We start from the raw sequence: 12,041 nt of genomic DNA on the forward strand, positions 1-12,041 counted from the left end.
TATTAGAAAGCAGAGCTTAATGGGCAGAGGACTGGGAGGCAAGCATGGATTTACTAATCGATGGTTTTATCAAAGCATGGGACATGATCATCTCCGGTGATAGTGAAATTTTTCAAATCACTTGGTTAACGCTCAAGGTGTCAATGACAGCTATTATCTTAAGTATGTTAATCGGAATTCCTGTAGGAGTTGTATTAGGATTGGCCCATTTTCCAGGTAGAAGTATTCTTCTTGTTTTCATTAATATCGGAATGGGCCTCCCTCCTGTTGTGGCTGGGTTATGGATTACCATCTTTCTTTGGCGTTCCGGACCTTTAGGCTGGTTATCATGGTTATATACCCCAAAAGCGATTATCATTGCTCAAATTTTAGTTTCTCTTCCCATCATTATTGGGTTAACAAGCTCTGCTTTTCAACAAATTGATTCAAAGTTTCTCTTACAACTAAAAGCTTTAGGGGCCACTAAATGGCAAGCTCTTGTTTTATTATTAAAAGAAACAAAGATTGCGATTTTTGCAGCCGTTATGGCCGGATTGGGAAGAATTATGGCAGAAGTAGGTGCCGCCATGATGGTAGGGGGAAATATTCGTGGAGATACCCGAATTTTAACGACCTCTATCGTGATGGAGGTTTCGAAAGGAAACTTCGATATTGCCTTAGCCCTTTCATTTATTCTCATGACATTGGCTTTTATGATTACCCTTATTTTGACACTTCTACAGCAAAGGAGGACAACTAAATGATTCCGATCTTAGAAATGGAAGGGGTCAAATATAATATCCGGGATAGGAAGATTTTGGATCTTCCATCATTTGAGCTGTATGAAGGTGAATGGCTTGGAATTATGGGCCCAAACGGTGCAGGGAAAAGTACCTTTTTAAAGTTACTAGCTTTTCTTGAAAATCAAAGTGCAGGTTCGATTCGTTACCGTGGTGAAAAATGGACAGCCGCTTCTCTCCCACTTCCCTTAAGAAGAAGATTTTCGGTTGCTCTTCAACAGTCACTTTTGCTTCAAGGGACTGTATTCGAAAATGTAGCCATCGGGTTGAAATTACGCGGGGAGAAAAAAGCAGGTTTGAGCAATAAAGTCATGGAAATGTTGGAGTTATTTGACATTCATCATCTCGCTAAAAAAAGTTCGAATCAATTGTCTGGCGGGGAAGCACAGCGTGTCAATTTAGCGCGAGCTCTTGTAACGGAGCCCGAAGTTCTTTTTCTTGATGAACCGTTCTCTGCTTTGGATTTTCCTACAAAGGTGAAACTAATTGAAGATTTTCAACGAATTATTGAATTGACAAGAACCACCACTGTACTGATTAGTCATGACTTACTTGAAATTCAATCGCTTTCGAAGCGCTTATTACTGTTAATGGATGGAGAAATGGCACAGGTTGGACCAACCAAACAGGTGATCCAAAACCCTAATCCACTAGTCGCAGAATTCCTGCAGCCATGGACCAAACATTTCCCTATTTTAACGCATTAACGCACCGGGGGTCTGACCCCCGGTGCGTTAATGCATTAAATCGTTTTTTTATTATCCTCTATTGCTCAATTAAACTTAAAAATTGCTTGGTTCTCGCTTCTTTTGGATGGGTGAAGATTTGTTCAGGTGTTCCTCTTTCTACAATGACACCTTGATCTAAGAAAAGTACTTCGTCAGCTGCTTCCTTCGCAAATCTCATCTCATGTGTGACTACAACCATGGTCATACCTTCATTGGCCAAATCCTTCATGACCTTTAGGACTTCTCCAACAAGTTCTGGATCAAGAGCAGAAGTCGGTTCATCAAAAAGCATGACATTAGGTTCCATGGCTAACGCTCTAGCAATACCAACCCGTTGCTGTTGGCCACCAGATAGTTGGAATGGGTAATAATCTAATTTATCTCCTAAACCAACTTTTTGGAGTAAAGATTTTGCTTTGCTTAGTACTTGTTCCTTGTTTTCTTTTTTTACGGTAATAGGACCTTCCATTACATTTTCTAAGGCAGTCATATGAGGAAACAGATTATAGCTTTGAAAGACCATTCCCGTTTGTCTGCGAAAAGAAGCAACCTGTTTCTTTGTGATTGAATTAGAAAAGTCTAATTTTTCATCCCCAATTGAAATGACACCATCGCTCGGTGTTTCCAAGGCATTTAGGCAGCGTAAGAAAGTCGTTTTTCCAGACCCGGAAGGACCAATTAACACAATAACCTTTCCTTTCCCAACTTCTAAATCAATTCCTTTTAATACTTCGAGCTGATTGAATTTTTTTTTCAAACCTTTTACTGAAATCATGCCATCGCCCCCTTATCTTGTAATATAACGGTCCATCTTCTTTTCTAATCGTTGTTGGATGATAGAAAGGAAGAAACAAATCACCCAGTAAATAAGGGCAGCTTCGGAATAAAGTAATAATACCTCATAAGTCGTTGCAACAATCTCCTGTGCCTTTCTAAACATCTCTGTTACAAGAATCGCTGAAGCCAGGGAGGTATCTTTTACTAGGCCAATAAAGGTATTGGATAACGGTGGTATTGAAACACGATAAGCTTGCGGTAAAATGATTCGCTTTAAGTTTTGCCAATAGGACATCCCAAGTGAAGAGCCCGCTTCCCATTGTCCTTTAGGAATGGAAAGAATAGCGGCGCGAATAATTTCCGAAGCATATGCCCCTACATTTAATGAAAAACCAATAACGGCAGCTGGAAAAGGGTCTAACATGACTCCGATATTCGGTAATCCATAAAAAATAATATAAAGCTGAACAAGTAGTGGAGTACCACGAATAGCTGAAATATAAAAACGAGCAATACCTTGAAAAATTCTCACACTTGAAATTCTAGCTAATGCAGTGAGGATAGCTAAAATAATCCCAATAATAAATGTAATAATGGCAAGTGGAAATGTATAAAAAAGAGCTCCCTTCACCAAAGGAAGAAGGGAACTTTCTGCTATGGAAATAAGTCTTTCCATTCTTTCTGGATTAGCAAAAATACTACTTAAGTACATCTTCGCCAAACCATTTCTTAGAGATTTCTAGGTAAGTGCCATCATCAATCATAGCTTGTAATGCTTTATTCACTTCAGTTACAAGCGTATCACTGCCTTTTCGGAACATAAATCCGCTTTGAGATGCATCATCAGCTGTTGCAACGATTTTGACTGGAGCATCAGGCTTTTGCTTTTTGAAATCTAAAAAGGATAATTTATCATTGATGGTTGTATCCGCACGTTTTGTAGCAAGTAGCTCGATAGCTTGGTTAAAGCCTTCTACACCGACAATTTCGGCTCCAAATGATTTTGCTATATCCGCATAGTTACTTGTCATTGATTGAGCTGATTTTTTACCCTTTAAATCTTCAAATGCCTTAATGTCATTATTATCTTCATTAACAATAAGGACCCCAGCTGACGTGATATATCCATTAGAGAAATCATATTTTTCTAGGCGATCTGGACGAATTCCTACTTGGTTGGCAATCATGTCAAAACGTTTTGCATCTAATCCAGCAAACATGGCATCCCATTGTGTTTCCATAAATACCGGTTCAACATCAAGACGCTTAGCAATTTCCTTCGCCATTTCCACGTCAAAACCTGTTAACTCACCTTTTTCATCGTGGAACGTAAACGGTGCGTAGGTTCCTTCTGTACCTATTAACAATTTACCTTCTTCTTTTACTTTTGCTAATAAATCTTGATCTGCTGCTTTGCTAGCACCATTTGTATTTTCTTCTGTTTTATTATTTTCATTGCTCTCTTGTTTTTCAGAAGTTCCGCACCCAGCAAGGAGAAACATCATACTAAAGAACAGAGCAAACATAATCGTTAATTTTTTCATTTTTTAAACCTCACAATTCCTATATATTTTGTCGGCATTAACTATCATATTACAGGTCACTATATCTGTCAAAAGAAAAATTTTATTTTTAAGTGGATATTTGTTCACTTTCTTACTTACATGTATTTCTCACAAATTTAATGACTTTTTATAATCTATATCACTTCTTAACAGTTAGGTTTCTGCTAGTATGATGTTGTTAACCTATTGCTAAAGGATGGATTGATGATGTTCAAAACGATAATGAATTATAAAAATAGACAAATCATCATAAATGAATATATGGATGAGGAATTATTCAAGCGTAATGGATTCTTTTTTAAAGAAATAATCATTACTGATCATAAAATGTATGTTTATAAAGATGAACAGTTACTTTATGAATTAGCAATACCTAACCGTTTACATTTTCGGAAGGATGGGAGCTTTCCTAATTATTTTGTGATGGAATGGGAAACTTTTCGAACTGAAATTTATTTTCCATAAGGGGCGATGATTATGGTCATCATATGGCTAGCAGTAAATGTATTATTGATTATTGGAATGGTTACTTGGAGCTTTCTTCAAGAGACAAACGGGTTTGGTTTACAAATTGCTACTTTGTTTTCTCAGGCAGCGGTTATTTTGGTTTTATTTAATATCAATATGTACTTTATTTTTCTTCTCATTCGGAAGAGTACAAAACGTAAAACGAAACTAACCTTGGCAAAAGCATCGCGTACCATCATGAAATATCACATTCCCATTGCGATTACAGCCACAAGCTTGATTATTTTACATATAACTTTTATCTTAATGAACATATCCTTTGACACATCCAGTATAAAAATGTGGTTCGGCCTTATTGCCGCTTGCTGTTTGGTCTTCACTTTATTTGCTGGTTATTTGAGAAAACGAAGAGCGAGCGGTCATCGCCGAAAATTTCATATCATCACGGCCTTTATATTTCTTACCTTTGTGTTACTTCATATTTTCAGCCAATCATAATCGATTTATGAACGAAAAATAGTCCAAGCTCCATATAAGCAAATTTTATATAGTTTGTGATAAAATAAACCTATAGAATGCCTATAGGATATGTCATATTAAGCGGAGGGGATATATGAATCAGATACAAGAACAATTACTAGCTCAAACGAAACATAAAGGCTTATCAAAGAAGAAATTAGCTCAAAGAATTTTCTTTATCATCCTCGGAGCAGCTCTCATGGGGGTTGGGATTGAGGAGTTTTTAGTACAAAATAATATTTTAGATGGTGGAATTGTTGGTGTTTCCATTATCCTATCTCATCTCACCGGTATAAAACTCGGTATTTTCATCTTCATCCTCAATATTCCTTTTCTCTATATCGGATACAAACAAATAGGTAAAACGTTTGCCTTCTCCACCCTTTTAGGTATTGCTGTCTTATCAATCACAACTATATTATTGCATGATGTTCCCGTATTTACTGAGGACCTTTTATTAGCAACCGTCTTTGGAGGTATAACCCTTGGAGCAGGAGTAGGGATCGTCATTCGTTATGGTGGATCACTAGATGGTACGGAAATTATGGCCATTCTTTTAGATAAAAAACTGCCTTTTTCCGTCGGCGAAATTATTATGATTTTTAATGTTGTTATTTTTACCATTGCTGGTTTTGTCTTTGGTTGGGATCGTGCCATGTACTCTTTATTAACGTACTTTATTGCTTTTAAGACCATTGATATCGTCATAGCTGGACTCGATGAATCTAAATCAGCCTGGATTATTAGTGAACATTATAAAGAAATTGGAGATGCTATTCTGGCAAGACTTGGACGAGGAGTCACTTACCTAAATGGTGAAGGGGCGTATACTGGTGATGATAAAAAAGTTATCTTCTGTGTCATTACTCGATTAGAAGAAGCAAAATTAAAATCCCTTGTCGAAGACATTGACCCATCTGCTTTTTTAGCAGTTGCTGCGATATCAGAGGTTCGTGGTGGTCGATTTAAGAAGAAAGCGATTCATTAAAAACAAAAAGCGCAAGCGCCTTGAATAAGGAAAAAAGAAGTTCATTTTTTCCCAGCCCCGACAAGCAAATGTTCTCTAGTGTAAGAAGTCTGAACTTCGACTTCTTACACTAGAGGTTATTTGACCTCGAGGGGCTAGGAAGGAAGAAATGAAGTACTTTCTTCCCTGCTGGAGCTGGATTACGAAAAACTCCGTCTAAATATATCCACAAAGTTAAATTTAATAAATTCCTAAAGAATCAAAAAAAACAGACATAGCCTTTTCAGGTATATGTCTATTTTTTTTGCATTCCACTACTCTGCTCTTTCTTTATATTTTTCTAGGTCAGTAAGAAAACTCTTATTTCTGATGCCGGAGCGTCTTAAAAAGATATTTGCTTTTACGGTTAAAGATGCTTCACTAAAATATTGATCCCAATCATACTTAATTTTTTTAAATTCTTTATGATTGGAGCGATTTAAAGTATCACCAAAACCAAAAATGTCCACTTTATATTTTTCTTGAGTTTTCGTTATGGTTTCCTTAATATTTTTTTCAATGAATTTTTCTGTTAATTTTTCGTATTTATTGAACGTGTCAATCTTGTCTAATGGGTCTGTACATTGTGTTCCAACAAGGTCTGCTTCCCCAATTACATTTACCACTAATTCGGCCTTACCATTTTTAAACTCTGTTTCTTTTTTAGTAGAAGTTGAGATCACTTTTATATCAATAAACTTATCTTTCTCTTCATTACAAGGAACACTTAATTCTGTCTGTTCAAGATCCTCTGTCCATAAATAGCTGCGAGCATCCTCTAGAGACAGAAATCCAACTAACTTATCAAAATTAAACACGGCTAAACCATCAAATTCAATTAATGCATCTAAATCTATTTTTTTATTATTTTCAACACTGGATCCTTTTTCTGGATCTCCTTTTACTTTTACAGCGGCAGCTACTGCATGTTTGCCTTCTAAAATTAAAGTAGTAATAAAATCTGTTAATCGAATTCCAGGATCTCCTCCCCACTCATTATGCAGAGCTTGTGCTTGGTCATGGATTTTTAACGAGGGATCTTTTTGAATAGGGTAGGTTATTTTTAAAATATCTTGAGCTTCTCCCTCTCTTGCAATAAGGATGTTAAAGTCATTTCTAAATTCACCGCTTCGTTCAAGAAAATCTAAAAATTCTAGTAAACCTTCTCTTGCCACTGCTTCGTCAATAACTAGTACCCGTGTATGAGAATAGATTAACTTTCTAGATACACCTACATTCATCTTTTGCGATAGCTCTGAGACCGAATCCCCCTCTAAGGAATAGGAAACAGAAGGGGTATTGCCCATCGCACTTGTTTTCGATTGTTCGGCAGAGTTTATGGCACTCACGGTTACTTTATATCTGGCATTTTCCCCTTTTTCAATCGTAATTCCTGAAACGATCGCAATTTCATTTAATTCGACCTTATCCCAACATCCTGATAGAAGAAAAGTCACAGCAAATAAGGGTAATAAGAAAATTCGCTTAACCATTTTACTCCTCCTTTTTAGGTGGACTAGGCGGTTTTACTTCATCGAATTTGATACTTTGTTCTGTCTTTAAAAAGGTTGGTCTTGTTCGATTTGACCAATTAGGCAATCGAATAAAGACATCCTGTTGGTCTTCCATAATTAATGGAGCAATCGGTGATAAATACGGAATGCCAAATGACCGAAGGCTGGCTAAATGAGCTACCATTATGATTAAAGACAGAAGAATTCCATATAATCCTGCTATGGCCGCTGCAAAAATTAAAACAAAACGTATGAGCCTAGTGGAAATCGAAAAATTATAAATAGGTGAAACAAATGAAGCAATGGCCGTAAACGCAACTACTATGACTAAAACGTTGGATACTAATCCTGCTTCCACGGCAGCTTGCCCAATGACTAATGCCCCTACAATGGATACGGTTTGTCCTACAGCACGAGGCATCCTTACTCCCGCTTCTCTTAAAATTTCGAAAGTCATTTCCATGATTAATACCTCAATAACCGCAGGGAATGGAACTCCTTCTCTTTGGGCTTGAATACTTACAAGTAAATTGGTCGGTAATAACTCTTGGTGAAACGTTACAATGGAAACATATAAAGATGGTAAAATAAGCGCAACCATGAATGAAACATAGCGTATCATTCGTATAAAGGATGCCATCAGATAAGGTTGATAATAATCCTCAGAGCTTTGAAAGAAATCCGTTAGCACCGCTGGAATAATTAACACAAATGGGCTGCCATCCACGATAATGCCAATTTTCCCTTCCATGATACCAGCAGCAACTACATCTGGTCGTTCGGTATTAAATACTAATGGAAATGGGGTTAAATACTCATCTGTTATTGATTCTTCAATGTTTCCAGAATCTAAGATAGAACTAAGTTGGATAGAATTTAAGCGTGTCTTTGCCTCTTGGAGCAAGCCTTGATTTACCACTCCATCCAAATAACCAATTGATATTTTCGTTCGTGAATCTAATCCAATAATAGATTCTTCAAATTTTAGTTTTGGATTTTTAATTCGTCTGCGTATTAAGCTAATATTGGTACTGACTGATTCCGTAAAACTATCTTTTGGCCCCCTAATAATCGTTTGGGTGCTAGGCTCTGAAATAGGACGAAATTCGATATTATCAATCGCAAAAGCCAATGCCTTTTCGAACCGGTCGATCATCAAAATGATATGTCCGTTAAGAATATCTTCTGCGAGGTGATGAAATTCATTTGAATAGTGATAATTTAGTGCTGAAAAATACTTATCTCTAACCGATTCTAAATCCTCATCTGTAATGACTACTTTTTCCGCTTGATTTAGTTCTTTTAGATTTTGATGGATCCGAAGATTGATTTCTTTTTCGTCCACCATGCTTTGTAAAAAAAAGAGATAAGCTTCTTTAGTGCCAAACTTTATCTTTTGATAGGAAAAGTCACTTGAAGAACTAAATATTTCTATTATTTTTTCTTTATTCTCCAATAGATTCTTACTCGTATAAGTGGGCTCAACCGTTAATAAATCTTTTCGAGTTTCTTGATTATTTGGGAATAATTCTTTAAACAAGTTTTTAATTAGACTCACTCTTTTTCACCACCTTTTTCTTTATAAAAAAAGCTATGGCTAACAAACTAATTGGAACAATGATTTGAAGAAAAGTTTGTATATAGACCGTTAATATCTTTCCTCCAATCATGATATATTCATAATAATCTTCGCCAATTAATATGGAATAAAGTGCAATCAACATTCCCATTGGAAAAGCAAAATCACGATATGGTCTTTTGAAAATTTTCTCTAGCCCCTTTAATCCCCCATAAAGCAAAACGGATGCCTTTACAATAATCCCCAACATCATGATAAATACAATCAATAAATCGACGCGTTCGATAAAATTCAATAAAGATATTTGCCTCGCTGTTGATAAAAGTGGAAAGTTCACTCGTTCTTTTAACACACCTAGAGTGGTAATCTGCAACAAGGAGGAATAGACCAGAAATATCCCAGCTAGCAGATAAGCAATCACACTTGTTTTAGCAGCATACTTAAACTTAGAGACATGAGGAATAATCACCATAAAAGCAATAAATTCTCCAAAAGGAAAGTGAATAATCTCTTCAAAAACGGGTGTAAGAACAGGTGTTACACCTTCTCCTAAAATAGGCAATATATTTTTAAATTCTACGGTTCCTGAAAATAAAACGCCTACACCAAGAAAAAGAAGAAAAACTACAGCATACGGAATAAAAATTTCCGTTATTCTCCCCAGTACCTCAATACCTAAATAGACAATATATACGATAAGAAAAATCATCGTAATGGAGATAAATTCAATGGGTGTTCTCAAAAAAATGGAAGAAACCATCAGTTCCCCAAAATCCCGTAATACAAATGAAGCTAGTAAAAAAAAGAAAGTAACATAGATGATACCTAGTAAACCACCAAGCCACTTTCCTAAACATTCTTCTAAAATTTCAAATAAATTTTTACTAGGAAACCATTTAAGCAGCTGCAAGTAATTAAAAACAAGAAAAAGACCCGAGATACAAGCAATTAATATTGCAATCCATGCATCACGCTCAGCTTTTACTCCTATGTTAACAACAATAGAACTCCCTAATAGAAAGAGAAAGACGAGAATAAATAATTGCCAAAGTGAGATATTTTCTTTCATTCACGATCATCCGTTCACTTTTTTTGACGCTTCTTTTTAATCCAAATAATCGGAAAAAGGCATAACGGAAGCCCCAACTGCAAAGGTAAATGTAAATATAGTGGGACCACTTTTAAACCTTCCTCAATATGTTCTGCAAAATTTTTACTAATAATAATTGATGAAAAAGAGATGAGGAGTGCCATGGGAATAACAAACTGACGATACGGAACATTAAATACTTTTTCCAAGCCAACTAATCCTCCATAAAAAAAGATTGTTACCTTAACTATGATTCCAAACATTACGATAAAAACAATGATTAAATCGACACGCTCGATAAAATTCAAAAGAGAGATCTCCCGAGCAGCTGATAACATGGGAAAGTTCGAACGGTTGCGAATATTATCACCTAAGGTAGCGAGTTGAATCACTGTTGTATAAACAAGGAGTAATCCGCTTAAAAAAACAGAAATAGCAGCAACGGTCTTCCCTTTTTTTATTTTTGTAACTCTGGGAATAAAGGCTGTAAAAACAATGAGTTCACCAAAAGGAAAGACTATCAGGGAAGGAAAAACTGACTTAATGACTGGCTTAAATCCATCTCCTAAAATAGGCAATAAATTAGCAATATCTAGTTCATTGGATAATAAAATTCCCAAACCAACAAAAACGATAAATATCGCAATATAAGGGATAAAAATTTCAGAGGTTCTCCCTAAGATTTCAATTCCTAAGATTAAAAAATAGGCGATCAAAAACATCATCGTTATACTAATAAATTCGATCGGTGTTTTTTCAAAAATGGTCGAAACCATTAACTCTCCAAAATCTCTTAATACTCGGGAAGCAATGTAAAAAAAATAAACAATATAGAGGAAAATAAACAACTTACTTATGTATTTTCCGAAACAAAACTCTAATATCTCAAACAGGTTTTTATTACCACTTTTTTCTATTATGAAAAAATAATATAAGATAATGATGATTCCAATAACTGTTGCGATTAATAAAGCAATCCATGCATCTTTTTTGGCTTCTCCAGCAATTCCTACAACCACAGCAGAGCCCGTTTCAAAAATAAAAATTAATAAAAATAGCTGCCATAATGAAATCTTTTCATCCATTTTACGTTCCATTTTGTGTTCCCTCAGGTACTCCTTTTTTCTTTCGAAAACGTTTATAGTCAGTCATAATGGAATAAAATAATCCTAAAAATAAACCGAAAAAAACCCACCATTTTCTTGTACCGAATTCTAGTGAAAGTACGGAATAGAAAAACTCACCAATTGATTTATGTAAAAAGAAGATATCAATCATACCGACTAAAGAGGTTAACATAGTAAAGATTAATACAAATGCCAACGTAACCATGCTGCCACCCATTATTTTTGACTTACTATTAATCTTTACTAACAAAGGAAAATTTAAACAGAGAATTGCCATAAGAGTTTTATCGGAATCATATATCATATAGGGTCTTATGTAATGGAGGAAAAAAATGAAACAAGCAATTTTTTTAGACAGAGATGGCGTTATCAATGAAGTGCTTTCCCATCGTGTGAAATTTGTCAATAAACCAGAGCACCTCTATTTATTGGAAGGCGCGGCTGAGGCGATTGCTGAGTTTACAAAAGCAGATTATGATGTGTTTGTTGTAACGAATCAAGGTGGAGTGGGATTAGGATTTTTAAAAGAGAAGGAATTACATAGGATTCACGAAAGACTTTGTGAGTTAGTAGGAGAAAAAGGAGGAAAGTTAAAAGAAATTACGTATTGTCCGCATAAACCAAAGGCAGGATGTGAATGTCGGAAGCCTAATGCTGGATTGCTGTTAGATTTAGCGAAAAAGTATGATATTGATTTGAAAAGAAGCGTCATGGTAGGGGATCATGAACGAGACATCGAAGCAGGTAAAAAAGCTGGCTGCAAAACCGTTTTTATCGGGAATGAAGAAACAAGCGCTGATCAGAAAGCAGATAGTTTGCTTTCAGCAGTGGAAGATATTCTTGAATTGCTTGAAAATGAAAACGCGCCTAATTCATAGGCGCGTTTTCC

Annotated in this window: 14 protein-coding genes; 6 read left to right on the forward strand and 8 right to left on the reverse strand. The window is 35.7% G+C overall.

Annotated elements, in window-relative coordinates:
* Positions 1–44 precede the first annotated feature (44 nt).
* Positions 45–743, forward strand: a complete 699-nt coding sequence (locus tag ACSBPO_RS18985) for an ABC transporter permease (protein ID WP_442596053.1) — start codon at positions 45–47, stop codon at positions 741–743.
* Positions 740–1,486, forward strand: a complete 747-nt coding sequence (locus ACSBPO_RS18990; protein ID WP_442596055.1) for an ABC transporter ATP-binding protein — start codon at positions 740–742, stop codon at positions 1,484–1,486. Before ACSBPO_RS18985 ends, ACSBPO_RS18990 begins: the two co-directional genes overlap by 4 nt.
* A gap of 58 nt (positions 1,487–1,544) precedes the next feature.
* On the opposite strand, the gene ACSBPO_RS18995 is transcribed toward ACSBPO_RS18990, so the two are convergent.
* The 3 genes from ACSBPO_RS18995 to ACSBPO_RS19005 are packed head-to-tail and all read right to left on the reverse strand — an operon-like array spanning position 1,545 to position 3,828.
* The gene (locus tag ACSBPO_RS18995) at positions 1,545–2,282 is read right to left on the reverse strand and encodes an amino acid ABC transporter ATP-binding protein (protein WP_442596057.1); all 738 of its coding nucleotides are present in this window, start codon (positions 2,280–2,282) and stop codon (positions 1,545–1,547) included.
* Positions 2,283–2,294: 12 nt separating this feature from the next.
* The gene (locus ACSBPO_RS19000) at positions 2,295–2,996 is read right to left on the reverse strand and encodes an amino acid ABC transporter permease (protein WP_442596059.1); all 702 of its coding nucleotides are present in this window, start codon (positions 2,994–2,996) and stop codon (positions 2,295–2,297) included.
* Positions 2,983–3,828, reverse strand: coding sequence for an amino acid ABC transporter substrate-binding protein (locus ACSBPO_RS19005; RefSeq protein WP_442596061.1), 846 nt, complete (start codon positions 3,826–3,828; stop codon positions 2,983–2,985). The genes ACSBPO_RS19000 and ACSBPO_RS19005 overlap by 14 nt, the downstream gene beginning before the upstream one ends.
* A 228-nt stretch (positions 3,829–4,056) precedes the next feature.
* Between ACSBPO_RS19005 and ACSBPO_RS19010 the strand changes: the two genes are divergently transcribed.
* The 3 genes from ACSBPO_RS19010 to ACSBPO_RS19020 all read left to right on the forward strand — a co-directional run bounded on the left by ACSBPO_RS19010 (position 4,057) and on the right by ACSBPO_RS19020 (position 5,824).
* Complete coding sequence (locus tag ACSBPO_RS19010) at positions 4,057–4,314, forward strand: hypothetical protein (RefSeq protein WP_442596063.1); 258 nt, start codon at positions 4,057–4,059, stop codon at positions 4,312–4,314.
* A 12-nt stretch (positions 4,315–4,326) separates the two neighbouring features.
* Entirely contained in the window at positions 4,327–4,815 is a 489-nt protein-coding gene (locus ACSBPO_RS19015) for a hypothetical protein (RefSeq protein ID WP_442596065.1), read from the forward strand.
* A 115-nt stretch (positions 4,816–4,930) separates the two neighbouring features.
* Positions 4,931–5,824, forward strand: a complete 894-nt coding sequence (locus ACSBPO_RS19020; protein ID WP_442596067.1) for a YitT family protein — start codon at positions 4,931–4,933, stop codon at positions 5,822–5,824.
* Positions 5,825–6,117: 293 nt separating this feature from the next.
* On the opposite strand, the gene ACSBPO_RS19025 is transcribed toward ACSBPO_RS19020, so the two are convergent.
* The 5 genes from ACSBPO_RS19025 to ACSBPO_RS19045 are packed head-to-tail and all read right to left on the reverse strand — an operon-like array spanning position 6,118 to position 11,357.
* A complete protein-coding gene (locus ACSBPO_RS19025; RefSeq protein ID WP_442596069.1) occupies positions 6,118–7,335 on the reverse strand; it encodes a Ger(x)C family spore germination protein in 1,218 nt (405 codons plus the stop codon).
* 1 nt (position 7,336) lies between these two features.
* Positions 7,337–8,914 (reverse strand): spore germination protein, encoded by a 1,578-nt coding sequence (locus ACSBPO_RS19030; RefSeq protein WP_442596071.1) that lies wholly within the window; start codon positions 8,912–8,914, stop codon positions 7,337–7,339.
* Entirely contained in the window at positions 8,901–10,004 is a 1,104-nt protein-coding gene (locus ACSBPO_RS19035; RefSeq protein ID WP_442596073.1) for a GerAB/ArcD/ProY family transporter, read from the reverse strand. The genes ACSBPO_RS19030 and ACSBPO_RS19035 overlap by 14 nt, the downstream gene beginning before the upstream one ends.
* Before the next feature lie 14 nt (positions 10,005–10,018).
* The gene (locus ACSBPO_RS19040; RefSeq protein ID WP_442596075.1) at positions 10,019–11,122 is read right to left on the reverse strand and encodes a GerAB/ArcD/ProY family transporter; all 1,104 of its coding nucleotides are present in this window, start codon (positions 11,120–11,122) and stop codon (positions 10,019–10,021) included.
* Complete coding sequence (locus ACSBPO_RS19045; protein WP_442596077.1) at positions 11,112–11,357, reverse strand: hypothetical protein; 246 nt, start codon at positions 11,355–11,357, stop codon at positions 11,112–11,114. The genes ACSBPO_RS19040 and ACSBPO_RS19045 overlap by 11 nt, the downstream gene beginning before the upstream one ends.
* Positions 11,358–11,484: 127 nt before the next feature.
* Here ACSBPO_RS19045 and ACSBPO_RS19050 point away from each other — a divergent pair, with 127 nt between their 5' ends.
* A complete protein-coding gene (locus ACSBPO_RS19050; protein WP_442596079.1) occupies positions 11,485–12,030 on the forward strand; it encodes a D-glycero-alpha-D-manno-heptose-1,7-bisphosphate 7-phosphatase in 546 nt (181 codons plus the stop codon).
* The last annotated feature ends 11 nt before the right edge of the window (positions 12,031–12,041 follow it).

The organism is Neobacillus sp. D3-1R (genome assembly GCF_052180215.1).
Classification (GTDB): domain Bacteria; phylum Bacillota; class Bacilli; order Bacillales; family Cytobacillaceae; genus Pseudoneobacillus.